General features: G+C 64.9%; 28 protein-coding genes and 1 tRNA gene. 17 read left to right on the top strand and 12 right to left on the bottom strand.

Translation table 11 applies throughout. The features are described from left to right. Window positions 1–2: 2 nt before the first annotated feature. From RFM41_RS19840 to RFM41_RS19825, 4 genes are all read right to left on the bottom strand, one after another. Window positions 3–812 (bottom strand): ABC transporter permease, encoded by an 810-nt coding sequence (locus RFM41_RS19840; RefSeq protein ID WP_320250438.1) that lies wholly within the window; start codon window positions 810–812, stop codon window positions 3–5. Then, the gene (locus RFM41_RS19835) at window positions 812–1522 is read right to left on the bottom strand and encodes an ABC transporter permease (RefSeq protein WP_320250610.1); all 711 of its coding nucleotides are present in this window, start codon (window positions 1520–1522) and stop codon (window positions 812–814) included. Before RFM41_RS19835 ends, RFM41_RS19840 begins: the two co-directional genes overlap by 1 nt. Window positions 1523–1670: 148 nt before the next feature. Next, window positions 1671–2468: a transporter substrate-binding domain-containing protein gene (locus RFM41_RS19830; protein WP_320250439.1), complete on the bottom strand. Its 798-nt coding sequence runs from the start codon at window positions 2466–2468 to the stop codon at window positions 1671–1673. A gap of 57 nt (window positions 2469–2525) precedes the next feature. Continuing rightward, window positions 2526–3341, bottom strand: a complete 816-nt coding sequence (locus tag RFM41_RS19825; protein ID WP_320250440.1) for an ABC transporter ATP-binding protein — start codon at window positions 3339–3341, stop codon at window positions 2526–2528. A gap of 210 nt (window positions 3342–3551) precedes the next feature. Here RFM41_RS19825 and RFM41_RS19820 point away from each other — a divergent pair, with 210 nt between their 5' ends. The 4 genes from RFM41_RS19820 to RFM41_RS19805 all read left to right on the top strand — a co-directional run bounded on the left by RFM41_RS19820 (window position 3552) and on the right by RFM41_RS19805 (window position 7662). Next, window positions 3552–4424, top strand: coding sequence for a dimethylarginine dimethylaminohydrolase family protein (locus RFM41_RS19820; RefSeq protein ID WP_320250441.1), 873 nt, complete (start codon window positions 3552–3554; stop codon window positions 4422–4424). Further along, window positions 4394–5065: a TetR family transcriptional regulator C-terminal domain-containing protein gene (locus tag RFM41_RS19815; protein ID WP_320250442.1), complete on the top strand. Its 672-nt coding sequence runs from the start codon at window positions 4394–4396 to the stop codon at window positions 5063–5065. Before RFM41_RS19820 ends, RFM41_RS19815 begins: the two co-directional genes overlap by 31 nt. 119 nt (window positions 5066–5184) lie before the next feature. Continuing rightward, complete coding sequence (locus tag RFM41_RS19810) at window positions 5185–6765, top strand: 5-guanidino-2-oxopentanoate decarboxylase (protein ID WP_320250443.1); 1581 nt, start codon at window positions 5185–5187, stop codon at window positions 6763–6765. 189 nt (window positions 6766–6954) lie between these two features. Continuing rightward, window positions 6955–7662 (top strand): SDR family NAD(P)-dependent oxidoreductase, encoded by a 708-nt coding sequence (locus tag RFM41_RS19805; RefSeq protein ID WP_320250444.1) that lies wholly within the window; start codon window positions 6955–6957, stop codon window positions 7660–7662. A gap of 118 nt (window positions 7663–7780) precedes the next feature. On the opposite strand, the gene rpsA is transcribed toward RFM41_RS19805, so the two are convergent. The 3 genes from rpsA to aroA all read right to left on the bottom strand — a co-directional run bounded on the left by rpsA (window position 7781) and on the right by aroA (window position 11933). Further along, on the bottom strand, window positions 7781–9478 hold the full coding sequence (rpsA, locus tag RFM41_RS19800; RefSeq protein WP_041001096.1) for a 30S ribosomal protein S1: 1698 nt from the start codon (window positions 9476–9478) through the stop codon (window positions 7781–7783). Window positions 9479–9675: 197 nt separating this feature from the next. Then, window positions 9676–10326 carry a (d)CMP kinase gene (gene cmk, locus RFM41_RS19795; protein ID WP_320250446.1) on the bottom strand — a complete coding sequence of 217 codons (651 nt, stop codon included), beginning with the start codon at window positions 10324–10326 and terminating at the stop codon, window positions 9676–9678. Between the two features lie 248 nt (window positions 10327–10574). Beyond that, complete coding sequence (gene aroA / locus RFM41_RS19790; protein WP_320250447.1) at window positions 10575–11933, bottom strand: 3-phosphoshikimate 1-carboxyvinyltransferase; 1359 nt, start codon at window positions 11931–11933, stop codon at window positions 10575–10577. A gap of 194 nt (window positions 11934–12127) precedes the next feature. Between aroA and RFM41_RS19785 the strand changes: the two genes are divergently transcribed. Both RFM41_RS19785 and RFM41_RS19780 read left to right on the top strand, forming a co-directional pair. Then, on the top strand, window positions 12128–12526 hold the full coding sequence (locus RFM41_RS19785) for a TIGR02300 family protein (RefSeq protein ID WP_320250449.1): 399 nt from the start codon (window positions 12128–12130) through the stop codon (window positions 12524–12526). 164 nt (window positions 12527–12690) lie between these two features. After that, window positions 12691–12766: transfer RNA gene (locus tag RFM41_RS19780), tRNA-Ala, on the top strand. 172 nt (window positions 12767–12938) lie between these two features. Here the strand turns inward: RFM41_RS19780 and RFM41_RS19775 are convergent. Further along, window positions 12939–13439 (bottom strand): DUF6496 domain-containing protein, encoded by a 501-nt coding sequence (locus RFM41_RS19775; protein WP_320250451.1) that lies wholly within the window; start codon window positions 13437–13439, stop codon window positions 12939–12941. Between the two features lie 67 nt (window positions 13440–13506). Beyond that, entirely contained in the window at window positions 13507–14094 is a 588-nt protein-coding gene (locus tag RFM41_RS19770) for a YbhB/YbcL family Raf kinase inhibitor-like protein (protein WP_320250453.1), read from the bottom strand. A 578-nt stretch (window positions 14095–14672) separates the two neighbouring features. On the opposite strand from RFM41_RS19770, the gene RFM41_RS19765 reads away from it, so the two are divergent. Continuing rightward, entirely contained in the window at window positions 14673–15029 is a 357-nt protein-coding gene (locus tag RFM41_RS19765; protein WP_320250455.1) for a hypothetical protein, read from the top strand. 13 nt (window positions 15030–15042) lie between these two features. Here the strand turns inward: RFM41_RS19765 and RFM41_RS19760 are convergent, their stop codons facing one another. After that, window positions 15043–16155 carry a lactonase family protein gene (locus RFM41_RS19760; protein ID WP_320250457.1) on the bottom strand — a complete coding sequence of 371 codons (1113 nt, stop codon included), beginning with the start codon at window positions 16153–16155 and terminating at the stop codon, window positions 15043–15045. A gap of 306 nt (window positions 16156–16461) precedes the next feature. Between RFM41_RS19760 and RFM41_RS19755 the strand changes: the two genes are divergently transcribed. The 10 genes from RFM41_RS19755 (at window position 16462) to RFM41_RS19710 (ending at window position 24810) form a co-directional block, all read left to right on the top strand. Continuing rightward, complete coding sequence (locus tag RFM41_RS19755) at window positions 16462–17013, top strand: MaoC family dehydratase (RefSeq protein ID WP_320250459.1); 552 nt, start codon at window positions 16462–16464, stop codon at window positions 17011–17013. Between the two features lie 3 nt (window positions 17014–17016). Beyond that, complete coding sequence (locus RFM41_RS19750) at window positions 17017–18177, top strand: CaiB/BaiF CoA transferase family protein (protein WP_320250461.1); 1161 nt, start codon at window positions 17017–17019, stop codon at window positions 18175–18177. A gap of 20 nt (window positions 18178–18197) precedes the next feature. Continuing rightward, window positions 18198–19325 (top strand): extracellular solute-binding protein, encoded by a 1128-nt coding sequence (locus tag RFM41_RS19745; protein ID WP_320250612.1) that lies wholly within the window; start codon window positions 18198–18200, stop codon window positions 19323–19325. A 26-nt stretch (window positions 19326–19351) separates the two neighbouring features. Continuing rightward, window positions 19352–20536: a substrate-binding domain-containing protein gene (locus RFM41_RS19740; RefSeq protein WP_320250463.1), complete on the top strand. Its 1185-nt coding sequence runs from the start codon at window positions 19352–19354 to the stop codon at window positions 20534–20536. 57 nt (window positions 20537–20593) lie between these two features. Continuing rightward, the gene (locus RFM41_RS19735) at window positions 20594–21331 is read left to right on the top strand and encodes an ATP-binding cassette domain-containing protein (protein ID WP_320250464.1); all 738 of its coding nucleotides are present in this window, start codon (window positions 20594–20596) and stop codon (window positions 21329–21331) included. Continuing rightward, on the top strand, window positions 21324–22061 hold the full coding sequence (locus tag RFM41_RS19730; RefSeq protein WP_320250466.1) for an ATP-binding cassette domain-containing protein: 738 nt from the start codon (window positions 21324–21326) through the stop codon (window positions 22059–22061). The genes RFM41_RS19735 and RFM41_RS19730 overlap by 8 nt, the downstream gene beginning before the upstream one ends. Beyond that, the gene (locus tag RFM41_RS19725; protein WP_320250468.1) at window positions 22058–22999 is read left to right on the top strand and encodes an ABC transporter permease; all 942 of its coding nucleotides are present in this window, start codon (window positions 22058–22060) and stop codon (window positions 22997–22999) included. Before RFM41_RS19730 ends, RFM41_RS19725 begins: the two co-directional genes overlap by 4 nt. 4 nt (window positions 23000–23003) lie before the next feature. Continuing rightward, on the top strand, window positions 23004–23969 hold the full coding sequence (locus RFM41_RS19720; RefSeq protein WP_320250470.1) for an ABC transporter permease: 966 nt from the start codon (window positions 23004–23006) through the stop codon (window positions 23967–23969). 164 nt (window positions 23970–24133) lie between these two features. Beyond that, window positions 24134–24376 (top strand): type II toxin-antitoxin system Phd/YefM family antitoxin, encoded by a 243-nt coding sequence (locus RFM41_RS19715; protein ID WP_320250472.1) that lies wholly within the window; start codon window positions 24134–24136, stop codon window positions 24374–24376. Next, window positions 24376–24810, top strand: coding sequence for a type II toxin-antitoxin system VapC family toxin (locus RFM41_RS19710; protein ID WP_320250474.1), 435 nt, complete (start codon window positions 24376–24378; stop codon window positions 24808–24810). The genes RFM41_RS19715 and RFM41_RS19710 overlap by 1 nt, the downstream gene beginning before the upstream one ends. 374 nt (window positions 24811–25184) lie before the next feature. On the opposite strand, the gene RFM41_RS19705 is transcribed toward RFM41_RS19710, so the two are convergent. Both RFM41_RS19705 and RFM41_RS19700 read right to left on the bottom strand, forming a co-directional pair. Continuing rightward, window positions 25185–26024 carry an amidohydrolase family protein gene (locus RFM41_RS19705; RefSeq protein ID WP_320250475.1) on the bottom strand — a complete coding sequence of 280 codons (840 nt, stop codon included), beginning with the start codon at window positions 26022–26024 and terminating at the stop codon, window positions 25185–25187. A 168-nt stretch (window positions 26025–26192) separates the two neighbouring features. Then, a complete protein-coding gene (locus RFM41_RS19700; RefSeq protein ID WP_320250476.1) occupies window positions 26193–26981 on the bottom strand; it encodes an IclR family transcriptional regulator in 789 nt (262 codons plus the stop codon). Window positions 26982–26994 lie beyond the last annotated feature (13 nt).

Here is a 26994-nt window from a genome sequence, read left to right as displayed (position 1 = left end):
TTTTAGCCGATCTTGACTGGAATGCGAGCCTCGATCCGGCTGAAGACGAAGACCAGGATGCCGGTGATCGTCATATAGATCAGGGCCAGAAGCAGCAAAGGCTCGTAGGTCAGGTAGGTGTCCTGGCGCACCTTGGAGGAGACGGCGAAGATGTCGATGACGCTGATCGTCGCCACCAGCGGTGTCGATTTGAGCTGCAGCACCGTCTCGCCGGTCAGCGTCGGCAGCGCCCGGTAGAAGGCTTGCGGCAGCCAGATGCGGCGGAAGATTTTCCAGCGGCTCATGCCGAAGGCGCGAGCGGCCTCGAGCTGGCCTCTCGGCACGCCGGCAAAGGCGCCGCGCATCACCTCGCCCTCATAGCCGGCGAAGGAGAAGGTCAGCGCCACCACGGCATAGGGCCAGGCCTGCCTGAGATACGGCCACAGCCAGGATTCACGGATCCACGGATATTGCGGGAAGATCGAGCCGAGGCCGTAATAGAGCAGCCAGAGTTGCAGGAGCAGCGGCGTTCCCCGGATGATGGTGCAGAAGGCCTTTGCCGGCGCCGAGAACCAGATCGGTCCGCCCGCCTGGGCGAGCCCGAGCGGCACGGCGAGCGCAAAGCCCAGCGCGCAGGTGACGGCGAGGATCCAGAGCGCCCGCCATATGCCCATCAGGCCCATTTCCCAATATTGCGGCAGCCAGTCCCAGCGCATGAAGAAAGCCGCGCAGAGCACCAGCGCCAAGGCGATCAGGATGAGCACGATGCGGTGCGGCTTCAGCCAGATCGAGGCGCGCGCCGCCATGTCGATCGCGGTGGCTTCGGCCGACATCAGCGCGCCTCCTTGACGGAGGGCATGCCGCGCCGCGACCAGGTTTCGACGCGGCCGATGATCAGGTTGGAGAACAGCGTGAGCGCGAGATAAAGCGCGCCGGCCGCGAGATAGAAGAGCAGATAAGCCTTGGTGACGCCGGCCGCCTGGCGCGTCGCCAGGGTCAGTTCGAAGAAGCCGACGACGGCAAGCAGCGCGGTGTCCTTGGTGGCGATCAGCCAAAGATTGGCGAGGCCCGGGATGGCAAAGGGCAGCATCGCCGGCAGCGTGATGCGTCGCAGCATCAGGCCGGGCGGCATGCCGTAGGCGCGGGCGGCCTCGATCTGGCCTTGCGGGATGGCGAGAATGGCGCCGCGGATGACTTCGGTCGAATAGGCGCCCTGGACGAAACCCAGCACGAAGATGCCGGCCGCGAGCCCGCTGATGTCGACACGGCTGTAGCCCATCCCCGTCAGCACCTGGTTGATGAGATCGGTGCCGGCATAATAGAGCAGCAGGATCAGCACCAGTTCCGGCACCGCGCGGACCACCGTGGTGTAGACGGCCAGAAGGTCGCGCGTCACCGGGCCGCCATAGAGCTTGCCGAAGGCGCCGGCGGTGCCGATCATGAGGCCGAGGCAGGTGGCGCCCACGGCGATCTCGATCGAATGCAGCAGCCCGACCAAGAGCGTGCCGCCCCAGCCGGGTGCCACCGGTGACAGGAGTTCCATGATGCCGGCCGCGGAGGCCGGAAGAAAGGCGTCGATCAGCTTCGCCCCCAGGTTGCTGGCAAGCCGCTGACGGCGAGGTCGGCGGCAGGCATGAGTGGCAAGGTCGGGCATGGCGCTGGCGCCATGCCCTCACTCATTCGCGAGAGGCTCAGTTCGACTGCGTGGCGCCGCCATAGATGTCGAAGTCGAAATACTTCTTCGAGATCTCGTCATATTTGCCGCTGGCGCGGATCGCCTTGATGCCGGCGTTGAACTTTTCCTTGAGCGCGGTGTCTTCCTTGCGGATGCCGGCGCCGACGCCCGGTCCAAGCACTTCGTCGTCGGGGGCCACCATGCCCTTCAGGTCGCAGCACGCCTTGCCCTGGTCGGTTTTCAGGAATTCGCCGAGCGCGATCGAGTCGGCCTGCACCGCGTCGATACGGCCGGCGGCCAGATCATTGTTGGCTTCGTCCTGCGTCTGGTATTCCTTGATTTCCTGCGCGCCGGTGAAGTGCTTCTTGGCGTAGACGGCATGGACGGTCGACACCTGGACGCCGATCACCTTGCCCTTGAGGTCGTCCGGCGTGGCGCCGAATTTCTGGTCCTTCGGCCCGATGATCGCGGTCGGGGTGTTGTAGTACTTATCCGAGAAGTCGATCGTCTTCTTGCGCTCGTCGGTGATCGACATCGAAGAGACGATGGCGTCGATCTTCTTGGTGGTCAGCGCCGGAATGATGCCGTCCCAGGCAACCGGCGTGATGACGCAGTCGAGCTTCTCTTCGGCGCAGACGGCGTCGACGAAGTCGATCTCCCAGCCCACCCATTTGCCGCTGGCGTCGGGCGAGGTGAAGGGCGGATAAGGCTCGGCGGCGACGCCGATCTTGACCTGCTCGGCCTTTGCCACGCCACCCATCGCCGCGACGCCGAGAAGCAGCGCTGCCGCGAATGTCTTGAGAACAGTCTTCATTTCAGGACTCCCACTTTGTTGTTGTTCCCGGTTTTTCGCTCCGCTTGATGCCGGCTCCTAACCGACATTGCGGAGGAATTGCTTGAGCCTTTCGGATTTGGGCGCGCCGAACAGCTGTTCCGGCGGACCTTCCTCCTCGACCAGCCCGTTGTAGAGATAGACGACATGCGTCGCGACCTCGCGGGCGAACTTCATTTCATGCGTCACCAGCACCATGGTGCGCCCCTCGCGCGCCAGGTCGCCGATCACCTTCAGCACCTCGCCGACCAGCTCGGGATCGAGCGCGGAGGTCGGTTCGTCGAACAGCATGACGCGCGGATTGATCGCCAGCGCCCGGGCGATCGCGGCGCGCTGCTGCTGCCCGCCGGACAGGAAGGCCGGATAGACGTCGCGTTTCTCGGCCAGCCCGACGCGGGCAAGCAGCTTCTCGGCCTGGGCGATCGCCTCGTCGCGCTTGACGCCCAGCACATGCACCGGAACCTCGATGACGTTCTCGATCAGCGTCATGTGGCTCCACAGGTTGAAATTCTGGAACACCATGCCGAGCCGCGAGCGGATACGCTCGATCTGCCTGCGGTCGGCGGGAACGGTGTGGCCGTGGCTGTCGGCCTTGAGCTTGATCTCCTCGCCATTGACCCGGATGATCCCGCTGGTCGGGTTCTCCAGGCAGTTGATGCAGCGCAGCAGCGTCGACTTGCCGGAACCGGAGCCGCCGATGATGGCGACCACTTCGCCGTCGCGCGCCGACAGCGAAACGCCCTTCAGCACGTGCAGCTGGCCGAATTTCTTATGCAGGTTCTCGACATGGATGGCTTCGGCGGCGCTGCTTTGCGCCTTGCCGGATTGGACTGCGGCAGCGTCCGCCACGCTCACCGGGCGACCTCTATATGGTCGAAGGGAGGTCGTCGAACGTCCATCCGGCTAATCAACATACGCTGTACTGCCCGTTCCAGACTTCAGCATGGACCCGACAGCGCGAGCCCGTCAATCCCGCTCATTACGGCACTTGCGGCGTTGTTGTGCAAGTGTATAAATAGCCCTTCATGAAATTTTTTCGCTTTTTTTCATCTTAGAAGGGCATCGATGAGCGCTTTCGGATCACAGTCCATGGCGGCGCCGCTGCGGCGTGTGCTGATGCGTTCGGCGGCCAATGCCATGCGCGACGCCGACAGGACTGCCTGGCACTATGGGCCTGGGTTCAACCCTGCCAAAGCAGCCGCGCAGCACTCGGCCCTTGCCGAACTGGTGACGGCTTCCGGTGCCGAGATCGAGTGGATCGAGGACAAGGCCGACGGCCTTTCGGATTCGGTGTTCACGCATGACCCGTCGCTGATGACCGACCGCGGCGCGCTGATCCTGTCGATGGGCAAGCCGTTGCGCGCCAAAGAGCCTTCGCTGCATGAGGAAACCTATAAAAGGCTGGGCATTCCGATCCTCGGCCGTGTCGAGGCGCCCGGCCAGGTCGAGGGCGGCGACTGTGTATGGCTGGATGCCCGCACGCTGGCGATCGGGCGCGGTGTGCGCACCAATCAGGAAGGCATCCAGCAGGTTGCCAACCTGCTGACGCCGCTGGGCATCTCGGTCTACGGCTTCGATCTGCCGCTGTGGCAGGGCGAAGAGGCGTGCCTGCATCTGATGTCGGTGATCAGCCCGCTGGCCGACGACCTCGCGCTGGTCTATTCGCCGCTTTTGCCGGCCCCCTTCTATCAGATGCTGAAGGCGCGCGGCATCCGTCTGGTCGAAGGCGATCCGCAAGAATTCGCCGCTTCCAACGGCCTCAGCCTGAACGTGCTGCCCACCAGTCCGGGCAAGGTCATTGCCGTGGCCGGTTTTCCCAGGACCAAAGCCGCGATGGAGGCCGCCGGCTGCACGGTCGAGATCTTCGAGGCGGACGCGCTCTGCATCGCCTGCGAAGGCGGGCCGACATGCCTGACGCGGCCGATCCTGCGCCAATGAATGCGCCGTCCCGTCGCAAGTTCCGCCGCGAGGGCGAGGAGCGGCGGCGGCAGGACCTGATCGATGCCACCTTGGACAGCGTGGCGGAACATGGCTTGCAGGGCGCCACCGTGCGCACCATCGCCTTGCGCGCCGGCGTCACCGCCGGGCTGATCCGCCACTATTTCCCCGGCAAGGAAGATTTGCTGCAGGAGGCTTATGCGGCGCTGATGGGTCGTATGACGGAGCAGGCGAAAGCGGCATTGGCCTTGGAAGATGCCTCGCCGCGCCAGCGTCTCGCGGCCTTCGTCACCGCCAACCTCAACGCGCCGATCATCGACCAGCGGGTGTTTTCGCTCTGGGCAACCTTCATCGGCCGCGCCGGCGCGGATCCGTCGCTCGCTCGCGCCCACCGCGAAGGCTATCTCGGCTTCCGCAACGAGGTGGAAGCGGTCGTGGCCGAAGTGCTCGCCGCCGAACGGCGCAAGCCGGACGCGGCTGAGCTGCGCCACCATGCCATTGCCATCAACGCGATCATCGACGGGCTCTGGATCGAAGGCTGCCTGGCCGGCGAGATGTTCTCGCCCGGCGAATTGGCGGCGATCGGCATCAAGGCTGTCGAGGCCGAGCTCGGCCTCGGGCCGCTAGTTCAGGAAAAGTGAGAAGCGGTTAGGTTCGGCCACTTCGCCGTAACGTTCCGTCCGGAATTGCGTAAGAAACAAAGAGACAGAGCGGATCACTGTTTCGCAGAAGAGTGATCCGCTGCAACGGGAGGAAATCAATGACCACCATCGGCGAAGCGCTGATCACCCTGCTCGAAGCGCATGGCGTCGACACCGTCTTCGGCATTCCGGGCGTGCATACGGTCGAGCTCTATCGCGGCCTGGCGCGCTCGAAGATCCGCCATGTCACGCCGCGTCATGAGCAGGGCGCCGGCTTCATGGCCGACGGCTATGCGCGCGCCGGCGGCCGGCCGGGCGTCGCTTTCGTCATCACCGGGCCGGGGCTGACCAACACCATCACCGCCATGGGCCAGGCGCGCGCCGATTCGGTGCCGATGCTGGTCATCTCCGGTGTCAACGCCACCGATACACTGGGCAAGGGGCTGGGCTTCCTGCACGAACTGCCCGACCAGCGCGGCATGATGGAAAAGGTCGCGCTGTCTTCCGAGCGCATCACCGAGGCCGGGCAACTGCCGGGCGCGCTCGCCCGCGCCTTCGCGCTTTTCTCGTCGGCGCGGCCAGGCCCGGTCCACATCGAGATTCCCACCGACGTCATGGTCAAGCCCGCCGACGGCATAGCGGCGGCGCTGAGCAACGCCGCGCCGCCGGTCCCGGACGCGGCGGCGGTCGCCGAAGCGGCAAAGCTGATCAAGGCCGCCAGCCGCCCGCTGATCCTTTCGGGCGGCGGCGCCAGGAAGGCCGACGCGGCGTTGCGGCGCCTGGCCGAGACGCTCGGCGCTCCTGTCGTCGAGACGGCCAATGCGCGTGGCCTTCTGCATGGCCATGCGCTGTGCGTCCCGGCGAGCCCCAGCCTCAAGGCGGTGCGCACGCTGATGGCGGACGCCGATCTGGTGATCGCCGCCGGCACCGAATTCGGACCGACCGATTATGACGGCTATGGCGATGGCGGCTTCGTGCTGCCCAGGAACCTGATCCGCATCGATATCGGCGCCGACCAGATCGCGCGCCGGCCGGTGACGGTCGGCATCCAGGCGGATTGTGCGGAAGGGATCGAGGCTCTGCTTGTCGCCATCGGGCCTGGCCATCCTGCCGCGGAAGACGGCGAGGCTCGCGCGGCCGCCGCGCGGAAGGCAGCGCGAGCCGAGCTGAAGCCCGAGTACCTGGCGCAGGTTCATGCGGTGGAGACGATCCGCGACGCGCTGCCGGGCGCCATCATCGTCGGCGACTCGACCCAGCCGATCTACGCCGCCAACCTCTATTACGACCACGACCGTCCCGGCGGCTGGTTCAACGCCGCGACCGGTTTCGGCGCGCTGGGCTACGGTCCGCCGGCGGCGATCGGCGCGGCACTTGCCGTACCCGGGGCGCCGGTGGTGTGCCTCACCGGCGACGGCGGCTTCCAGTTCACCCTGCCGGAGATCGGCGCCGCGCTCGATGCCGAGACGCCGGTGATCTTCGTCGTCTGGAACAATCGCGGCTATCGCGAGATCGAGACCTCGATGCTCGATGTCGGCGTCGAGCCGGTCGGCGTCTCGCCGGCGCCGCCGGATTTCTGCAAGCTCGCCGAGGCCTATGGCATCGAAGCCGAGCGCTTGACCGGGGTTGGCGGTCTTGCCGAGGCGCTGAAGCGCGCGCGCGCGGCCGCCAAGCCGCGCGTCATCGAAATCACCGTCGACTGAAAGCTTGTGCGACCGTTTGCCGGCGCACCGGCAATCGGCGCCGCCCGCCACGGGTCCGACGCATGCAAAGACGCTGCGCCAGCTATGTCGATATTTCAATTGAGTGACAGCGCGAAAGGCGCGACGTTCGAGGCTGGGGCGGCATAACCCAAGATATAATCATAAAAAAATGACAGGAGCGGTCTAAGTATGACGGAAACGCTGAATGGCAGGCATGTCGTGGTGACGGGCGGCACTGGGGCGCTCGGCGGCGCGGTTGTCGGCAGGTTGCTGGAGCAAGGCGCGATCTGCCATGTGCCCAATGCCCACGCGGCTGCCCCGCCGCATTTTCCTTATGCGGCTCATGCCAGCGTGCATCTGGCGCACAATGTCGACCTGTCGGATTCGGCCAAGGTCGAGGCCTTCTACCATCAGGTGCCCGCGCTCTGGGCCTCCATCCATCTCGCCGGCGGCTTCACCATGGCGCCGGTCGAAAAGATCGAGTCGGCTTCCTTCGCCGAGATGATGGACACCAACGCCCGCACAGCCTTCCTGTGCAGCCGCGCCGCGGTACGCTCGATGCTGGCGTCCAATACCGCCGGCCGCGTTGTCAACGTCACCGCGCGGGCGGCGTTGGAACCGCGCAAAGGTTCGGGCATGGTCGCCTATACGGCGAGCAAGGCGGCGGTCGCGGCTATGACCGTGGCGATGGCCGAGGAGTTGAAGCACAAGGGCATCCTGGTCAATGCGGTGGCCCCCTCGACGCTCGACACGCAGGCCAATCGCGACAGCATGCCGGACGCCGATTTCAGCAAATGGGTCAGCCTGGAGGCCGCGGCAGAGGCGATCGCATACCTCGCCTCGCCCGCCAACCAGGCCATGAGCGGCACGCTGGTTCCGCTCTACGGCCGCGCCTGACGGCACAGATATCCCGTCAAGGAAAAACCCGCCGGATCGCTCCGGCGGGTTTTTTGTTGGTTAGGCGAAGGGGCTTACGCAATTCCGGACGGAACCGCTGCGCGGTTCCTGGAATGCTTTAGTTGCCCTGCTTCTTCAGCGCCGCGCCCAGGATGTCGCCCAGCGAGGCGCCGGAGTCGGTCGAGCCGTACTGGGCGACCGCTTCCTTCTCCTCGGCGATTTCCAGCGCCTTGATCGAGACCTGCAGCTTGCGGGTCTTCTTGTCGAAGGCGATGACGCGGGCGTCGACCTTCTGGCCGACGGTGAAGCGCTCGGGGCGCTGTTCGTCGCGGTCGCGCGAAAGGTCCGAACGCTTGATGAAGGTCTCGATGCCGCTGTCGACCAGCCGCACGTCCAGACCGCCATCCTTCACACCGATGACCTCGCAGGTGACGACGGCGTTCTTGCGCAGCTCGCCGCTGTTGGCCGCTTCGCCGACCGTGTCACGGGCCAGCTGCTTGATGCCGAGCGAGATGCGCTCCTTCTCGATGTCGACGTCGAGCACCTGCGCCTTGACCATGTCGCCGCGATTGTACTCTTCAATGACCTGCTCGCCCGGACGGGTCCAGTCGAGGTCCGAGAGGTGCACCATGCCGTCCACGTCGCCTTCCAGGCCGATGAACAGACCGAACTCGGTCTTGTTCTTGACCTCGCCCTCGACCTGGCTGCCGACTGGATGGTTGCGCGCGAAGGCTTCCCACGGGTTCTCCAGCGTCTGCTTGAGACCGAGCGAGATGCGGCGCTTGGCCGGATCGACCTCGAGCACGACCACGTCGACTTCCTGGGTCGTCGACAGGATCTTGCCGGGGTGCACGTTCTTCTTCGTCCACGACATTTCCGAAACGTGGATGAGGCCCTCGATGCCCGGCTCCAGCTCGACGAACGCGCCGTAGTCGGTGATGTTGGTGACGGTGCCCTTGATCTTCTTGCCGATCGGGAACTTGGTGCCGATATCCGACCACGGATCCGACTCGAGCTGCTTCATGCCGAGCGAGATGCGGTGGGTTTCCTGGTTGATGCGGATGATCTGCACCTTGACCGTCTGGCCGATGTTGAGGATTTCGGTCGGATGGTTGACGCGGCGCCATGCCATGTCGGTGACATGCAGCAGGCCGTCGATGCCGCCGAGGTCGACGAACGCACCGTAGTCGGTGATGTTCTTGACCACGCCTTCGACCACCTGGCCTTCCTCGAGGTTCTGCACGATCTCCGAACGCTGTTCGGCGCGGCTCTCCTCGAGCACGGTGCGGCGCGACACCACGATGTTGCCGCGGCGGCGATCCATCTTGAGGATCTCGAAGGGCTGCGGGTTGTGCATCAGCGGGGTGACGTCGCGGATCGGGCGGATATCGACCTGGCTGCGCGGCAGGAACGCCACGGCGCCGTCGAGGTCGACGGTGAAGCCGCCTTTGACCTGGTTGAAGATGACGCCTTCGACGCGCTCACCCTTGGTGAACTTCTCTTCGAGGCGCACCCAGCTCTCCTCGCGGCGAGCCTTCTCGCGCGACAGCATGGCTTCGCCAAGCGCGTTCTCGATGCGCTCGACATAGACTTCGACGGTGTCGCCGACCTTGAGGGAGGAGTCCTTGCCCTTGGCGCCGAATTCCTTCAGCGGCACGCGGCCTTCGACCTTGAGGCCGACATCGATGATGGCCATGTCCTTTTCGATCGCGGTGATCGTGCCCCGGACAACCTGGCCCTCGCCGGAATGGCCGGCGGTGAATGATTCTTCGAGCATGCTCGCGAAATCGTCGCGAGACGGATTAGCAGCTGACATTGTTTCTCCTGGAATGCTCCGCTTCAGTCGCGGAGCGGGCGCCGTGGGTTAGCGTTGCGTGAGCCTGCCGGCGTTCCGGGCTGAAGAGCCCTTGGCCGCTATCGGAGCGGCAAGTCCGGCGCATGAAGAATGCTGGCAGGCTGGTTCGTGCCCGATATGGGTATTTTAGCCGCCGACGGCAACCGAAAAACCCTTGATCAGGCCTTGTTTCTCTTGGCAAGGACCTCGTCAACGATCGTCATCGCCGCTAGAAACGCGGCCTCTATAGCCATTTCGCTGGTATCAAGCAAGTGCGCGTCCGCCGCCGGCTTGAGCGGCGAGTCGGCGCGGCCCATGTCGCGCTCGTCGCGACGCTCGATGTCGGCGAGGATGATGGCGAGGTCGGCGCTGCCGCCCATGCTCTCGATCTCGGCCAGCCGGCGCTTCGCCCGCACCTCGGCGCTCGCTGTCACATAGAGCTTGATGTCGGCATCCGGACACACGACCGTGCCGATGTCGCGGCCATCGAGCACAGCACCCGGTGGCGCCTTGGCGAAGGCCCGCTGCTTTTCAACCAGGATGCGCCGCACCGTGGGAATGACCGCGACCTTGGAGGCCGCTTCGCCCACCGCATGCGCCGACAGCACCGTGCGATCGAGGTTTGACAGATCGACCTGCCGTGCCGCGGTCTCCGCCGCCGAGACATTGTCGAGCGGCAGGCCGAGCTCGAGCAGCTTGTGCGCCACCGCGCGATAGGTGAGGCCGGTGTCGAGCAGGTTCAGCCGGTAGTGGTCGGAAAGCCGCCGGGCGAGCGTGCCCTTGCCCGCGCCCGCGGGGCCGTCGATGGCGATGGTGAAGGGGATGCTCATGGGCAGATCGCCAAGATTGAAGAAGATGGACGCCGCGATCCTTCGCGCCCCCCTCTGTCCTGCCGGACATCTCCCCCACAAAGGGGAAGATTGGCAGTTTTGGCGCCTCGCTCAATTCTGCAACGTGGGCGATTGGCGAAAGCCGCGATGAGGGCTGATCTCCCCCCTTGTGGGGGAGATGTCCGGCAGGACAGAGGGGGGCGCTGTCCCGCCAGCATTTCAGTTTGGCCCCAATAACCCATCGGTCCTTACTCGATCTCCGCGCCCAGTCCCTTCATCAGCCCCATGAACTCCGGGAAGCTCGTCGCGATCATGTTGGCGTCGTCGATCGTCACCGGCTTTTCCGTTGCCAGCCCCATCACCAGGAAGCTCATGGCGATGCGGTGGTCGAGATGCGTCTTCACCACCGTATCCTGGCCATTCGGATGGGCGCCCAGCCCCTTGCCGCCCGGCCTGCCGCGCACCGCGAGCGAAGCCTCGCCCTCGGTGCAGTCTACGCCATTGAGCTTGAGCCCATTGGCGACCGCCGACAGCCGGTCGGATTCCTTGACGCGCAATTCCTCCAGGCCCTGCATCAGCGTCTCGCCCTCGGCGAAGCTGGCTGCGACCGCCAGCACCGGATATTCGTCGATCATCGACGGCGCGCGCTCCGGTGGCACCACGACGCCCTTCAATTCAGAATACCGCACGCGCAGGTCCGCCACATCCTCGCCGCCGGCATTGCGCGGGTTAAGGATGTCGATCCGGCCGCCCATCTCCTGCAGCGTCAGCAAAAGACCGGTGCGGGTCGGGTTCATCAGCACGTTCTCGATCACGATGTCCGAGCCCGGCACGATCAGCGCCGCCACCAGCGGGAAGCCGGCGGAGGAGGGGTCGCCCGGCACGGCGATGGTCTGCCCGATGAGCTTGCCCTGGCCCTCGATGAAGATATGGCGCACGCCGCGCTCGTCGGTCTCGACGGTCAGGTTGGCGCCAAAACCTTTCAGCATCTTTTCGGTGTGGTCGCGTGTCATCACCGGTTCGATCACCGTGGTGATCCCCGGCGTGTTCAAGCCGGCAAGCAGCACCGCCGATTTCACTTGGGCCGAGGCCATCGGCACGCGATAGGTGATCGGCGCGGCGTGCTTCGGGCCGCGCAGCGTGATCGGCATGCGGTCGCCGGGTGCTGCCTTCAGCACCTGCACGCCCATCTGGCGCAGCGGGTCGAGCACGCGGCCCATCGGCCGGCCGGAAAGCGAGGCGTCGCCGATGAAGGTCGTCTCCATGTCATAGGTGCCGACGAGGCCCATGGTCAGCCGCGAGCCGGTGCCGGCATTGCCGAAATCGAGCGGGCCTTCCGGCTCAAGCAGCGCGCCGTTGCCGGTGCCGCGGATCACCCATTCGGCGCCGTTCTTTTCGATATGCGCGCCCATCGCCTTCATGGCGGCCCCGGTGCGCATCACGTCCTCGCCTTCGAGCAGGCCGGTGATGCGCGTCTCGCCGGAGGCAAGGCCGCCGAACATGAAGGAGCGATGCGAGATCGACTTATCGCCCGGCACGCGGGCTGTGCCGGCAAGGGCAGGAGATTTGCGGGCCGTGGCCGGCTTAGCGGCGGCGGAATGAGACATTTTGTCTTCCAAATGAAATGCCGGCTGGCCGGCTCTATTCTTGATGTTGCGGCGGTCTCGTATCACGGCGCGCCGCAATGGTCATCCCCTAGGCGCGGCCCTTCGAATGCAAGCTTTTACAATGCCGGCTTTTGGCTTTGACAGCGCTTAAAACTGCGGTTAAGGGGACCACTCTTTTATCGACGAGGCCTGCTGTGGCAAAAGCTGAACTTGGCACCAAGCGTGTCGACCCCGAAACGGGGCGGAAATTCTACGACCTGAACAAAGATCCGATCGTCTCGCCCTATACCGGCAAGAGCTATCCGCGTTCCTATTTCGACGAAGGCAAGATTTCCGCCCTCGAGGAAGACGAGGAAGTTGCGGAGAAGGAAGTGGACGGCGACGAGGAAGAGGGCGCCGAAGTCGTCTCGCTCGAGGAAGCCGATGACGAGGCCAAGGGCGGCAGCGACGATCTTCCCGATCTCGGCGACGACGAGGATGACGACGTCGATCTCGGCGACGATGACGACGACACCTTCCTTGCCGACGAAGAGGAAGAGGACGACGACGTCTCCGATATGATCGGCGTCGGCGACGACGAGGACGAGGTCTGATTCTGATTGTTTGCCGGCCATTTTGGCCTGTGACGAAAAAGCGGTCTTTGAAGGCTTGATCTTGACCGAAGGCGGCGCTAGAAGCCGCCAGCACTAAACGACGGCGCGGTCCCAACCGCGCCGGATCTCTTCGCCGGAAACGGCGCCGGCTGACTGCCGGGAGTGGGGCCATAGCTCAGTTGGGAGAGCGCTTGAATGGCATTCAAGAGGTCGTCGGTTCGATTCCGATTGGCTCCACCAAACAGTCCTTCCTGGCAAAGTTTTTCAGATAGCCGAAGTCGTCACGGCTTTCGCGCTTAACTGCGCGATGCCCGCATGGGAGGCTTGATGCGAAGGTATTGCGTGGCCGGCATGAGGCCTGACGCAGGAACCTGCTCAACGGCTCGCTCCTCGTCTTGCAACTGCCGCTAGTCTAACCGCGCTGGGCGCGGGTTCTGGCTGCCTTGCGCGCTGCCGCCGATCGTCCGGCGGCGCCTTTGGTCTGCGCGGCTTTCCGGGCCGCCGCCGACCGCTCTGCGGCCGTGCGGCCGGATGCGGCGCTCTTGGCCTGCCGCGACAGGGCCTTGCGGGAGGCGGTGCTCTTCGGCTCGTCCTCAAGCACCTTCGACACCGCCTTCGAGACCTTCGGTCGACGCTTGGGTTTCCGTTCATCCTGGCCTGTCTCGAAAGCGTATTTGGCGCTCTTGCGCGTGCTCTCCTTTACGTCGCCTTTCTTGGGAGGCGGCAGGTCGACGCCCGCCCGGCGCGCCTCAGAAAGACCGATGGCGATCGCCTGCTTGGCAGAGCGGGCGCCGTGTTTGCCTTGGCGGACCTTGTCGATTTCCGCGTGAACGAATTCACCGGCCTGTGTGCTTGCCGACTTGCCTTCGCGCTTGTCTTCGCGGGCCTTTTTGATGGTTCTCTTGTCCGGCATTGTTTTGCTCCTTGTTCGAACGAGCGCATAAACGAACGCCGACAGACAGCCTGCTTCGCCTTGCGCATCAGCGGCTTTCATATGTGCCGACCAGGTCGGCGGTGGCGATCATGTGCGGCTCCGCATGGGCCAGAAGATCTGCGATGCCCGTTTCCCCGCCGGATTCCAGCGTCTCGACGTCGAGGGCTGAGAGGCGAAAGTGATAGTGGTGAACGCCGTGCCCTTTTGGCGGCTGGGGACCGTCGTAATGGGCATTGCCGAAGTCGTTCACGCCTTGGCGGAAATTTTCCGGCCCGGCGGTGCCTTCCGGCAGGCGGTCCCGCCCGACGGCAATGTCATAGACCGCCCAATGGCGAAACATGCCGCGCGGCGCGTCGGGGTCCTCGACGACCAGCAGGAAGCTTCTGGCGCCGGCCGGCGCGTTCTTCCACTGCAGGGGAGGAGACAAATTGCCTCCGCTGCGGACATAGGGCTCGGGAATGACCTGCCCGTTTCCAAAGGCTGGACTCTCAAGCGTGAAAGCCATGGCTGGAACTCCGTGCTCTTGTCGCGTTCTTCCCGAAGGAAATTGACGAACGATCTTCCTCGGATCGGTGAAGCGCAATCGCTGCTGTCTCTTGGGAACGCGGGGCATCGGCGGGAGTTCCAGCATCATGCCCCAACGGAGTCTCGATGGATGCCGCAAGTGGAGCGATCGTCCCTGGAAAGCTGTCGGACCGAAGTGACGCAGGTCGGATCCGGCGAAAGATATCGGCAAGCCGGCATGAGAGCCGTCGATGCTGAGCCGGAGGTATCGAACAGGGCTTTCTGCTGATCCCAGGCGGCACGCAGGCTCAATAGTCGGAGTGTCCGTCTCGCGGGCACGTTCGCTTGAACCGGTTCTGACATCCCTGTGGCGGATTCCCCGTTGATCGCTTCGATCCACGGCGTCGCGGCGACGATTTGCTCGCCCCGGATGCAAAGGAAAGCGCCCGAGGAAATCCCTATGATGGTGGCGGCAACTAGGCTAAGGCTTCCTGCCAGAGGGATGGGATGCTTATGAATATTCCGGTTCTGGATGGGAATCAGCTGCGGGTTCGACCCAGACTGCTTGCGCGGCCAAACAGTCCCTTGCCGATGTTTTGCATCGCGGTCGCGCTTGCTGCTTGTCAATCGACTCCGGAAACGCAGCCTGTTGCCGACCCGCAACCCGCTCCGGCCGCCGCTCCCGCTCCGGCCTTGCCGAATTCGGCGGTGCTGGATCAGACGGTCGCGGTCGTCCCGCCCGGCAAGGGCGTTCCGGCCAGATACGCCGCATTCTCCGGCATATGGGCCGGGCAGCTCAACGGCATGTATGACGGCAAGCTGGCGGTGTTGACCGTGTCCTCGGGCGGGCAGGTGACGGCCAGCTATGCATGGGGCGACCTGGCCGACAACAAGCCGGGTGTCGCCGACGGTTCGGGCAGGATTTCCGGCAACATTTTGAAGCTCGGACGCCTGCCGAACGGCGCGGACATCACCGCCACGATGGCGTCGCCGGGAACGCTCAGCGTTACCTATGCGCTTGCCGGCCAGACCTACACCGGCTCGTTCGCCCGGGTCAGCCAGTAAGCATGGTTGGCAGCTAGGATCGAAGCGGGTCCTCGATGATCCGCACGCACATCGGCGTTCCGATTTCGATGGCACGACCGGTATCGGTCAGCCGGCCGTTCGTCTCGTCGCGCGCGAAGATCGAGATGCGGTCGGCATTCTGGTTTGCCGAAAACAGATGCTTGCCGGACGGCGTCAGCGCGAGGTTGCGCGGCGTCGCGCCGCCGCAAGGCGTGAAGTCGACGATATTGAGTTTCCCCGACTGCTGGTCTACGGCGAAAATGGCGACGCTGTCATGGCCTCGGTTGGAGCCGTAGAGGAAGCGGCTGTCGGGCGAGATCTGGATGTCGGCGCAGTGATTGCGCGCACGCGCCGGTTCGGGCACTGCCGGCTTCGTGTCGATCAGTTCGAGCTTGCCCGAGGACTGGTCGAGCGCCAGGGAGACGACCGTCGAGTCCAGCTCGTTCATGACGAAGACGAAGCGGCCGTTCGGATGCAGCACCACGTGACGCGGCCCAGCGCCGGGCGCGAGCGCCGAGGAGGCGAGCTTCACCAGCGCGCCGTTCGGCTCGATCCGGTAGGAGACCAACTGGTCGATGCCGAGATCTGCGACGATGGCGACGCCACCCTCGATGGTCTCGGTGACGCTGTGGGCATGCGACCGCTCCTGCCGCTCGGCGTTGGGGCCGATGCCGGAATGCGCAACGCTCGCCAGCGGCGCGGTCAGGCCGCCATCGGCCGCAAAGCCGTACACAGCGACCGCCCTGTCGGGACCGCCGCTGCCCATGCCGTAATTCGCCACCAGAAGCTTGCTGCCGTCGCGGGTGATCGTGTTGTGCGCGGTGATGCTGCCGAGCGACGGCTGCTTGTTGATATAGGCAAGCGAATTGGTGGCGCGCTCGAAGCGATAGGCCGTGACCGTTCCCTCACGCCAGGCGAAGACTTCCGAATTGGCATAGATGCGGGAGCCGTCCGGCGTCACCGACAGGAAGGTCGGATTGTCGACCTCATTGGTCTCGGCAAGCTTCTGCACGGCAAGCGTCGCCTCGTCGAAGGCGTAGACGCCGAGGCCGACGCCGCGCGCGCCCTGGAAATAGGGCGCCTCTCGGTTGAGGCTGCCGACAAAGACAAGACAGGCGCTTTGCATCGATCTTCCTCCTAAGCAGGTTCCGCAAAAGTGTCCCACGGTTTTGCGAAGAGAACCTGCGAAAAACAACAATCCTGAGCAGGCATTCGTGGGCTTGCCCGCGAATGCCTGCTCAGGACCGGCGGCTCCTTCGCCTGTGCCGGCTTTCCAAAAATTTCGCCGATCGTCGCTTGCAAGGCAATCCCATATGTGAAAATATTATTCACAAAAGAAAATCGACGGGAGGAAAGCAATCATGCATCTCGCCATCCGGCATCATGCCCGGAACCGCTTTGCAGGCCGCGCGGGAAGCTTCCGGAGCGGATCATGAGCGCATTCTCTCCGACCGTCGGTGTCGCCTCGACGCATCCCGCCGACATGCCTGAGGCGCATGCCGAGATCCCTGTCTGGAATTCGGAAAACTGGTTCTACGAGGACTGGCAGCCCGGCCACAAAATCCGCTCGCTCCGCCGCACCATCGCCGAAGGCGAAAGCCATGCGTTCAATGCGCTGGTGCTGGATATCCACCCCTATGTGCAGGACCAGATGTTCGCCGAGAAGGAGGGTATCTTTGGCCGCCGGCTGGTGGCGGGCGCTTTCGTCTTTTCGGCCGGTCTCGGCCTCGTCGCCACCAACTGCATCAACGCCTTTTCTTACGGCTACGATAGACTGCGCTTCATCAAGCCGGTCTTCATCGGCGACACCATCTATTCGATCCGCACCAACCTCGACAAAAAGCCGCGCTACCAGGACATGGGCCTGATCCGCGCCAGCTATGAAGTCTTCAAGGGTGAAGGAGAGCTCGTGCTTTACTGCGAGCATCTGCAGACGGTGAAATACAAGAACCCGGCCGATTTCGTCGGCAAGACAGAGAAGTGAGCCGTGGCCGCTGAAAAAGAACTTCCGTTGACCGGCCTCGTCGTCATCGACATGAGCCAGTTCCTGTCCGGTCCCTATTGCTCGCTGCGCCTGCTCGACCTCGGCGCGCGCGTCATCAAGATCGAGCGGCCCGACGGCGGCGACCTGTCGCGCCGGCTCTATCTCAGCGACACCGAGATCGGCGGCGATTCCACCATTTTCCATGCCATCAACCGCGGCAAGGAGAGCCTCGCCGTCGACCTCAAGAACGAGGCCGATCTCGCCATGTTGCGCGCACTGATCGCCAAGGCCGACGTGCTTATCCAGAATTTCAGGCCGGGCGTCATCGAGCGGCTCGGCCTCGACCATGAGCATGTGAGGACTATCAACCGCCGGCTCGTCTATGCCTCGATCAGCGGCTATGGCGAGGACGGTCCCTGGGTGAAGCGCCCGGGGCAGGACCTGCTCGCCCAGGCTCGTTCCGGCGTCATGTGGTTGAACGGCGACGAGGAGCAGGGACCGGTGCCGTTCGGCCTGGCGGTCGCCGACATGCTGGCGGGCGCGGCCTGCGCCCAAGGCATCCTCGCCAAGCTGGTGCGGCGCGGCATCACGGGCGAGGGTGGTCACGTCGAGACCAGCCTGCTCGAAGCGCTGGTCGATTTCCAGTTCGAGGTGCTGACCACGCATCTCAATGACGGCCGCCGCCTGCCCAGGCGCTCGTCCTTCCGCAGCGCCCATGCCTATCTCTCGGCGCCTTACGGCGTCTATCCGGCCAAAGACGGGTATCTGGCGATCGCCATGACGCCGATCCCGAAGATTGCCGATCTGCTCGAGCTGTCCGAGCTCGACCCGTTCCGCGACAAGCCCGCGACCTGGTTCACCGCCCGCGACGAGATCAAGGCGATCATCGCCAGGCGCATCGCGGAAAAGACCATCGACGAATGGCTGGCCGTGCTCGAGCCCGCCGACATCTGGTGCGCCAAGGTGCTGACCTGGCCGGAGCTGATGGAGAGTGACGGCTTCAAGACGCTCGACATGCTGCAGACCGTGACGCGCGAGGACAATGTCTCGATCCTCACTACCCGCACACCGCTGCGCGTCGACGGCGCGCGCGCCAAGGTGGATCGCGCCGCCCCGCGCATCGGCGAGCACAGCGAAAAGATCCGCGCGGAGTTCGACCTGTGAGCGGTGTTTCGTTGAAAGGCATGACCTGGAGCCATCCGCGCGGCTATGACCCGATGGTGGCGTGCTCGGCGCTTTGGAAGGAAAAGACCGGGGTCTCGATCGAATGGGAAAAGCGCTCGCTGCAGGATTTCGAGTCCTTCCCGGTGGAAGAGCTCGCCCGCGCCTATGATCTGATCGTCATCGACCATCCGCATGTCGGCCAGATCACCGCCGAGAAATGCCTGGCGCCGCTCGATGTCCCCGGACGCGAGGCGGAGCGCGAAGCGCTGGCCAGGGGAAGCGTCGGCGAATCCTATCCAAGCTACACCTGGCAGGGCCGGCAATGGGGCTTCCCGATCGACGCCGCGACCCAGGTTCAGGCCTGGCGGCCGGATCTGATCGAAGCCGCGCCGGCAATCTGGACCGAAGTGCTGGCGCTTGCCGAGCAGGGCCGCGTGCTCCTGCCGCTCAGGCCGCCGCATTCGCTGATGTGCCTCTACACTTTGGCCGCCGACCTCGGCCGGCCGTGCATGGTCGACGGTTCGTCCGACCTTGTTGACGCCGAGACCGGCGAAACCGCCTTCGAGATGCTGCGCGAGATTGCGGCGCTCGTCGATCCCGCATGCCTGACAATGGATCCGATCGCCGTGTTCGAGAAAATGATCGAGCCCGGTTCGCGCATCGCCTGCGCGCCGTTGATTTATGGCTATGTTCCCTATGCGGTGGCGGGCTTCCGGCCGCACCGCCTTGCCTTCGCCGACATGCCGGTCGCCGGCGGCACCGGCCCGGTCGGCTCCGCGCTCGGCGGCACCGGCATCGCCGTCTCCGCCTTTTCCGCCGCGCGCGAGGCGGCGATCGACTTCGCTTATTGGATCGCCAGCGGCGACGTGCAGCGCGGCCCTTATGCCGCCGCCGGCGGCCAGCCCGGCCACGCCGCGGCCTGGGAGGATGACACCGTCAACGCCGCGACCGGCGGCTTCTATCGCGACACGCGCGCGACGCTCGAAAGCGCCTGGGTCCGCCCACGCCACGACGGTTACATGGCGTTCCAGCAACAGGCCTCCGACCGCCTCAATGAGGGCCTTGCCGGTAGGCACGATGCCAGGCGCGTCGTCGCCGACATCAACCGTCTGTTCCGTGAGAGTTTCGCGCCGGCCGCCGCCGGCTAGTTTTGAGTGCACCAAGGGAGGAAAAAATGACCAGCCTGATACGCGGCCTTCTCGCCGCAACCGCCATCGTCTCGATGCCGCTCGCCGCCCATGCCGCCGACGTGAAATCGGTGATCGACGGCCTGCCGGATGTGCTGAAGGCGCAATATGACGGCGCCCCGCAAAAGGTTCTGCCCTCGGCCTGGGACAATTTCACGCCGCCCGCCAAGCCATGGAAATGGTGCCATTCGGAGAGCTACCAGGGCAATCCGTGGCGTGTCTCGGTCACCAAGGAGCTGAAGCGGCTGGTCGACGGCCTCATCGCCGACGGCACGGTGTCGAGCTTCGAGGTGTCGGATTCCAACAACGATCCAAGCCAGCAGATCAACCAGATCCGCGCCTTCATCGACAAGAAATGCTCGATCATCACCTCGATTCCGGGCTCGGCGACGGCGCTCGACGATGCCGTGGATGCGGCGGCCAAGGCAGGCATTCCCTTCATCACCGCGGCCGGCTCGGTCACGAGCCCCAACGCCATCAATGTCGATTCCAACTATGCCCGCTGGGGCTATGACATGATGACGGCGATCGGCAAGGCCAAGCCCGACGCCAGCGTGCTGGTCGTGGAAGGCATCGCAGGCCATCCGATCGTGGTCCAGGAAAAGCAGGGCGCCGACAAGGCGCTGGCCGAGAACAAGGGCCTCAAGGTCGCGCGCACCGTCAACGGCAACTGGACGGCCAACGTCACCAAGACGGTGGTGCTGCAGGCGATCGCCACCAATCCGGCGCCGATCGACGCGGTGTGGACGACAGGCAGCGAAAGCCGCGTCGTCGCCGAGGCCTTCGCCGAAGCCGGCCGCCCGGCGCCGCTGATCACCGGCTCGATCACCGGCGACGCGCTCGGTTACTGGAAGGCCAATCCCGACAAGTACCGCTTTGAGGGCCATGCCGTGCTGCCGGGCTGGACGGCGCAGACGCTGTTTCGCGTCGGCGAGCGCATGCTCGACGGCCAGAAGCCGAAGCTCAACACGCTGCTCATCCCGATCCCGCCGGTGCATGCCGCCGAGCTCGACAAATGGTACAAGGACTGCATGACGCCGGACGCCGTTTCGGTCTTCCCAGTGCCGCCGACGGACCCGATGCCCGAGGACGTGCTCGGCGCCTATTTCGCCAATCCCGCGCCGACCAAGGGCTGGGATTATTCCAAGGTGCCGGACGCCTGCGCCAAGTGATGCCGCGCGAAGCCGGCTCTTCTTGAACGGCCGGCTTCTCAACTTTCGGAAAGACACATGCTCGAAGTCCAAGGCGTTTCCAAACGCTATGGCGAAACCGTCGCGCTGGCCGAGGCATCGATCGCCTTCCGTCCCGGCACGATCCATACGATCCTCGGCGAGAACGGCTCGGGCAAGAGCACGCTGGTGAAGCTCCTCTCCGGCATCGTGCAGCCGGACGGCGGCGCGATCCTGCTCGACGGCAAGGCGTTTTCCGGCACGCAGCCCGCCGCCTTCCAGGCGGCCGGCTTCGCCACCGTTTTCCAGGAGGTGCTGGTCGCGCCCGACCGTTCGGTGGCCGACAACATTCTGCTTGGCCTCGACGGCTTCTGGCGACGAGGCGTGCCGCGCGGCGAGCGGCGGGCCCGGGCGCAGGCCGCGCTCGGTCGCTTCGCGGTGACCCCGATCGATCTCGACCGTCCATGCGGCGAGCTGCCGCTTGCCGCGCGACAGCTTGTCGTGCTCGCCCGCGCCGTCATCCGCAACCCGCGTGTCCTGATCCTCGACGAGGTGACGGCGGCGCTCGACTTCGCCGATCGCGAATCGGTCTTCGCGCTGATGCGCGCAATGGCCGGCGCCGGCACGCTGATCCTGTTCATCACGCACCGCATGGACGAGGTGATGGCTTTGTCCGACCGCATTTCGATCCTGCGCGCCGGCCGCGTGGTGAAAACCGAGGAGCGCGGCGCCTCGATGCCGGCCGAGCTACTGGCCGCGATGGCGCCGCAAACGGCCGCGGAGCTGGCGCATGGCTGAGGCAAAGGCTCTTCGTGTGCGCGACCTTGTGATCGCTCCTGGCGTCGACCCGATCGGCCAGACCATCGCGCCGGGCGAGATCGTTGGTCTTGCCGGGCTCGACGGCCACGGCCAGGAACGCTTCCTGCGCGCGCTGGCCGGGCTCGAGCGGCCGGTCGCCGGCGAGATCGCCGTCGAGGACAAGGCAGGATCGATCACCAGCTTCCGCAGGGCCGTCGCCAGCGGCATCGCCTATCTGCCGCGCGATCGCCGCTCGACCGGCATTTTCCCGACGCAGTCGGTGCTCGACAATTTCGCCATCTCCACCGTATCCAGCGACCGTCGTTTCGGCCTCTTGAGCTTCGCGGCGCGTCGGCGCCGCTATGAGGCCTATAGGCAAAGACTCAGCATCGTCGCGCCGCGCCCCGATGCGGCCATAACCACGCTGTCCGGTGGCAACCAGCAGAAGGTGCTGCTCGCCCGCGCCCTTGCGCTGGAGCCCAGCTTCCTTCTGCTCAACGATCCGACGCGCGGCGTCGACGTGGCGACCCGACATGTTCTCTACGACGCCTTCCGCGGCCTTGCTGCCGAGGGCATGGCCCTGGTGATCCTGTCCAGCGAGATCGAGGAGATATTGCTTCTCTGCCACCGCGTGCTGGTGTTCCGCGAACAGCGCGTGTCCGCCGAGTTCTCGGGCGCGGAAATGACCACCGACATGGTGATCGCCGCCATGTTCGGACGCGCCGCATGAGCCCGGTCCTTCGCAAATTGCGCGGCGTCGGCTTTGCCGTGGTGATGCTCGTCGTCCTGCTCGTGCTCAACGTCGCGCTCAATCCGGCACGTTTTCAGCCTTCGTCATGGGGAACGCTGCTCGGGCTTGCCGCCCCTCTGATCGGTGCGGCCGTCGCCTCGGCGCCAGTCATCCTTGCGGGGCGGGGCGGCATCGACATCTCCGTCGGTCCGCTGATGGGCTTCGTCAACGCTCTGGTCATCCAGCTTCTGTTCCTCAATCTCGGCATCTCGTCGCCGTGGATCATCGTTCCGGCCGCGCTGCTGGTTGGGGCGGCAGTCGGGGCCGCGAACGGCGTGCTCGCCACCATCGTCCGCATCCAGCCGATCGTGGCGACGCTCGGCACCTACCTGATCCTCACCGGTGTCACGCTCACCATCCTGCCTGCGCCGATCGGCCCCGCGCCGGACTGGTTGAAGGCGATGGCGGGACCGCTCTCGATCGTGCCGCTGGCGCTGATCGGGCTCTGCTGGCTGCTCATACGCCGGACGCCCTATTACGACCTGCTGATGGCGGTCGGCAGCGACGACCGCGCCGCCTACACGGCCGGCGTGCCGGTGACCAGGGTGCGGCTCATCACCTATGTCCTGACAGGGATATTCGCGGCGGCGGCAGGGCTGATGCTCACCTCGCTGATCGGCTCTGCCGATCCCAATATCGGCCCGACCTACACGCTGATTGCGATTGCCGCCGTGGCGCTCGGCGGTGTCAGCCTCGCCGGTGGACGCGGCGGACTTGGCGGCGCCGCGATCGGCGCCATCGACATCTTCCTCCTGCAGAGCCTGCTCACCACCTTTAATGTTTCAACCTATGTGCTGCAGATCGCCTATGGCCTGATCCTCGTTATCGCCGTGGTGCTGACGGCGGTGCAGGAACGGCTATCGAGGCGGAAAGGCTGACCGGATGACAAGCAACTGGTTCCAGTCCACCAACGCCCGCATCGCCGGCGCCTTCGCGATGGCGCTGCTTTTGCAGATCGTCGGCACGCTGCTCATCCCCGGCTATTCGGCGCCCTTCGCCATCCGCGCGCTGCTGGTCATCGCTTCGCTGCTGGCTGTGGCCTCGATCGGCCAGACCCTGGTCGTCATCTTAGGCGGCATTGACCTGTCGATTCCCTTCGTCATCGGCTTCGCCAATGTCGTCGCGGCGCAGCTTTACGGCCAGGGTTGGAACTTCGCCCTGGTCTGCGTCCTCGTGGGTGTTCTTGCCATCGCGATCGGCGCGCTCAACGGGCTGATCTCGCGCGGGCTCAACATCCATCCGCTCATCGTCACGCTCGGCATCGGCATGGTCGTCCAGGGCGCCGTGCTGTTGTGGACCGGAGGCTTTCCGTCAGGCTCCGCGCCGGCAACGGTGTCCAGCTTCGTCTCGATCGGCGGCTCGGTCGGTCCGTTGCCAGTCCCCTTGCTGGTGCCCTGCCTCGTCGTGCTGACGGCGCTGATCGTGCTGGCGCTCGCCCGCACAGCCTACGGCCGCCGTCTCTACGCGGTCGGCAGCAATCCGGAGGCCGCACCCCTGGCGCTGATCGATCCGCTGCTTATGTGGATCGTCACCTACGCCGCGAGCGCCTTCTTCGCGGCCGTCGCCGGGGTGCTGCTACTCGGCTTCACCGGCTCGGCCTATGGCGATGTCGGCCAGCCTTATCTCTTCCAGACCATCGCCGCCGTCGTGGTGGGCGGTGCGGCGCTTGTCGGCGGCCGCGGCAGCTATCTCGGCACCATCGCCGGCGTCCTGGTGCTCACCGAAATCAACACTCTGCTGATCGGCCTCGGCTTCCGCCCGTCGACGGTGCAGGCCGCGCTCGGCCTTGTCATCCTGCTCCCGGTCTCGCTCTACGGTCGCGAGCGCCACGTCCGCACGACGATCTAGATCGAGCTGCTAGCTGTTTGATCCTGATCGCCTTCGTAAATGTCGCACTCGGCCGACCCCGAGGAACGACACCGTTCCAGCCTAGCTTGATCGCAGCGAGGCATCGATCTGGAATTGTCAAGCCTGATGCGCTATATGACCATCTATATGGTCAGGAGCGTGACATGAATCCGATCAATCTGGCGGATGCCAAGGCCCACCTCAGTGAACTGGTCGATCGGGTCGAGGCAGGCGATTCGATCGACATCACTCGCCGCGGCAAGCCGGTCGCGCGGCTCACTGCCGTAGCCAGGCCGCGCAAACCGATCGATGTCGCGCTGCTTCGATCGCTGACGGCAGCGATGCCGGCCCAGTCTCAGAGCGCCGCCGACCTCGTGCGGTCGATGCGGGATGGCGATCGCTACTGATGCTCTATCTCGACACGTCGCTGGTCGTCGCGGCGCTGACCAACGAAGCGATGACGGCTCGTGTGCAGGCTTGGCTTACGGAACAGGACCCGGTGCAGCTTCTCATTAGCGACTGGACAGTTACCGAGATGTCGTCCGCCATGGCGATCAAACTACGCACCGGACAAATCAGCCTGGAACAGCGCGCCGCGGTGCTTGCCATGTTCAATAAGCTGGTCGCCGAGAGCCTTACCGTCCTAGGCGTGACGGGTGGGCAGTTCCGGGCGGCAGCGAAGTTTGCCGATCGGCACGATCTTAGGCTTCGAGCGGGGGACGCGCTGCATCTCGCCATCGCATCGGAGCATGGCGCCACGGTATATACGCTTGATCAGCGGCTCGCCGACGCCGGGCCAGAACTCGGTGTGCCGGCGCAAATGCTCGCTGACAGCGACTAGTGGTACTGCGCGGGGATTTTGACCGGTCAGTCCTATTTTGCGTTGGCAGGTGGCATGCATTGGAGATTGGCCGAGACGCCCATCGCGATTGTCATTCTAGGGCGGAGCAGGAGCGAAGCTCCGTAGCGAAGACCCTAGAATCCATGCCGTTACCTTCGCCAAGGAGTGCAGCGGAGCAGAATTCTGAACCGTGGCGGCGCTTCCAAGTCACGGCATGGATTCTATGGTCTGCGCGCGTCGCTTCGCTCCTTGCTCCGCCATAGAATGACGGGGTTGCGGCGGCTTCAACCAATCTCCGGCGTTTGCGCTGATTTCATGCAATGAATGGAAATAGAGCGGTTCGCCGGTTCCGTGAAACAGTGAAACGCTCTAGCCTAGCCAAGACGCCACAGCCGGCGGGCGTTGCCCGAAAGCAGGCGCGTCCGCTCCGAGTCGCTCGCGCCGGCAAGCAGCGCATGCGTCGCGGCAATCCAGGTCGTCAGCCCGCCGCCCAGCGTGCAGACCGGCCAGTCGCTGCCCCAGATCACCCGGTCCCAGCCGAATGAGCTTATGGTGTGCTCGACATAGGGCTTGAGCGTCTCGACGGTCCAGGTCGCCGGGTCGGCATAGGCGACGACGCCGGAGATCTTGCCGACGACATTCGGCCGCTTGGCGATCGCTTCCATATGCTCGCGCCACGGATGCTCGGCGTTGCCCTTGATGTCGGGCATGCCGCAGTGATCGAGGACGAACTGAACGTCGGGCGCGAGGTCGGCAAGCGCTATCGCCTTCGGGATCTGATGCGGCAATACCACCAGGTCGAAGGTCAGGCCGGTGCCGGCCAGCCGCTTGACGTTCTGGCGAAACAGCGCCCCTTCCGACAGATCGTCGGGCACAACATGCAGCACGCGGCGGAAACCCTTGACGAACGGGTCGGCCTTGACCGTTTCCAGATAGGCCTCGAAACCGGCCTCTTCGGGCCGGCAGGCGGCGATCGCTCCGCGAAGCAGGCTCCCGGCCCGACCGGCGACCGACTTCACATAAGCGGTCTCGGCGGCGATGTCGGCGGGATCGACATCGACCTCCATATGCAGGACGCCTTCGATGCCTGAGCGCCGCGCGTCGGCGGCGTATTCCTCATAGGAGAAATCGCGGTTCAGCGCCGGCGCGCCGGCCAGCCACGGATAGCGAAGCGCGCTCTGGTCGACGAGATGCAGATGCGTGTCGATGATCATGGTCGCATATCCTCCGTGGTCCTGGAGAATGACCCCGAAAAGTTGCAGACTTTTCGGATAAGATCATGCTCCAAAAAACAACCCCCTAGGGCGGGATGACGGGCTGCCATGGGCTCATCCTGCTCTAAGGCACTATCTCGCCGAAAAATCCATTATTCAAATAAGAAATTACGACGATTGCGCCACATCGGATCCGGCAAGCTGCGAGAGCCTGGCCGCGGCGCCTTGCAGATGCCGAATCGTCAGCGTGATGTCCGGCGCCGTGGGGGCGTTGACGAGGGTGATGTAGGGGATGGTCAGCGCCGCGATGGCCCTGCCGTCCGGCCCCAGCACAGGCGTCGACAGATTGTACACGCCGGCGGTCTGCAGCGAAGCCATCATCTCGTAGCCGCGGTCGCGCACCTGGTCGAGCCGGGCGAAGAACTCCGGCGTCAGGTTGAGTTGCTCGGTGCTCTGCAGATGCTCGGCGATCATCATCTTGCGCTCCTCCGGCGAGCGGAAGGCAAGCAGCACATGGCCGGAACCGGTGTCGAACAGGCTGATATGCGTGCCGACGCGGATCGAGATGCCCCAGTAGCGCGGCGCTTCCTGCTGCGCGATGACCACGGCGGCGCCGCGGTCGAACACCACCAATTGGTTGGCCTGCCATGAGGTCTCGGCCAGTTCCCGCATGATCGGCGTCGCATAGGACACCAGCCGGCGCACCGGCGCGTGCAATTGCGCCAACCCGAAAAGCTTGAGCGTCAGCGAATAACGGTCGCCGTCGATCTTGGTGACATAGCCGCGCCGCACCAGGCGGTCGAGCATGCGGTAGAACTCGTTCGGGCTGCGGTCGAGCCGCTTGGCGATCTCTGCCTGCGTCAGCCCGCCGTCCACGCTGGACAAGAGCTCGAGGATGTCCAACCCCTTGTCGAGCGCTGGCGCGCGGTAGCGGTCCCCGTCTTCTTCCTCGGCCACCTGTCCCTCCAGT

The sequence above is a fragment of the Mesorhizobium vachelliae genome, assembly GCF_033977325.1.
In the GTDB taxonomy this organism is placed as follows: Bacteria; Pseudomonadota; Alphaproteobacteria; order Rhizobiales; family Rhizobiaceae; genus Mesorhizobium; species Mesorhizobium vachelliae.
This window is presented reverse-complemented; position numbering and strand designations above follow the sequence as displayed.

Coding starts and splice junctions, on each gene's coding strand:
- RFM41_RS19760 (WP_320250457.1), bottom strand. CDS start 16,155: ATGCAAAGCGCCTGTCTTGTCTTTGTCGGCAGCCTCAACCGAGAGGCG.
- RFM41_RS19730 (WP_320250466.1), top strand. CDS start 21,324: ATGGCTGAGGCAAAGGCTCTTCGTGTGCGCGACCTTGTGATCGCTCCT.
- RFM41_RS19755 (WP_320250459.1), top strand. CDS start 16,462: ATGAGCGCATTCTCTCCGACCGTCGGTGTCGCCTCGACGCATCCCGCC.
- RFM41_RS19705 (WP_320250475.1), bottom strand. CDS start 26,024: ATGATCATCGACACGCATCTGCATCTCGTCGACCAGAGCGCGCTTCGC.
- RFM41_RS19725 (WP_320250468.1), top strand. CDS start 22,058: ATGAGCCCGGTCCTTCGCAAATTGCGCGGCGTCGGCTTTGCCGTGGTG.
- RFM41_RS19820 (WP_320250441.1), top strand. CDS start 3,552: ATGAGCGCTTTCGGATCACAGTCCATGGCGGCGCCGCTGCGGCGTGTG.
- RFM41_RS19805 (WP_320250444.1), top strand. CDS start 6,955: ATGACGGAAACGCTGAATGGCAGGCATGTCGTGGTGACGGGCGGCACT.
- RFM41_RS19775 (WP_320250451.1), bottom strand. CDS start 13,439: ATGCCGGACAAGAGAACCATCAAAAAGGCCCGCGAAGACAAGCGCGAA.
- RFM41_RS19830 (WP_320250439.1), bottom strand. CDS start 2,468: ATGAAGACTGTTCTCAAGACATTCGCGGCAGCGCTGCTTCTCGGCGTC.
- RFM41_RS19715 (WP_320250472.1), top strand. CDS start 24,134: ATGAATCCGATCAATCTGGCGGATGCCAAGGCCCACCTCAGTGAACTG.
- RFM41_RS19745 (WP_320250612.1), top strand. CDS start 18,198: ATGACCTGGAGCCATCCGCGCGGCTATGACCCGATGGTGGCGTGCTCG.
- cmk (WP_320250446.1), bottom strand. CDS start 10,326: ATGAGCATCCCCTTCACCATCGCCATCGACGGCCCCGCGGGCGCGGGC.
- rpsA (WP_041001096.1), bottom strand. CDS start 9,478: ATGTCAGCTGCTAATCCGTCTCGCGACGATTTCGCGAGCATGCTCGAA.
- RFM41_RS19835 (WP_320250610.1), bottom strand. CDS start 1,522: ATGGAACTCCTGTCACCGGTGGCACCCGGCTGGGGCGGCACGCTCTTG.
- RFM41_RS19735 (WP_320250464.1), top strand. CDS start 20,594: ATGCTCGAAGTCCAAGGCGTTTCCAAACGCTATGGCGAAACCGTCGCG.
- RFM41_RS19810 (WP_320250443.1), top strand. CDS start 5,185: ATGACCACCATCGGCGAAGCGCTGATCACCCTGCTCGAAGCGCATGGC.
- RFM41_RS19710 (WP_320250474.1), top strand. CDS start 24,376: ATGCTCTATCTCGACACGTCGCTGGTCGTCGCGGCGCTGACCAACGAA.
- RFM41_RS19720 (WP_320250470.1), top strand. CDS start 23,004: ATGACAAGCAACTGGTTCCAGTCCACCAACGCCCGCATCGCCGGCGCC.
- RFM41_RS19840 (WP_320250438.1), bottom strand. CDS start 812: ATGTCGGCCGAAGCCACCGCGATCGACATGGCGGCGCGCGCCTCGATC.
- RFM41_RS19815 (WP_320250442.1), top strand. CDS start 4,394: ATGCCTGACGCGGCCGATCCTGCGCCAATGAATGCGCCGTCCCGTCGC.
- RFM41_RS19740 (WP_320250463.1), top strand. CDS start 19,352: ATGACCAGCCTGATACGCGGCCTTCTCGCCGCAACCGCCATCGTCTCG.
- RFM41_RS19770 (WP_320250453.1), bottom strand. CDS start 14,094: ATGATGCTGGAACTCCCGCCGATGCCCCGCGTTCCCAAGAGACAGCAG.
- aroA (WP_320250447.1), bottom strand. CDS start 11,933: ATGTCTCATTCCGCCGCCGCTAAGCCGGCCACGGCCCGCAAATCTCCT.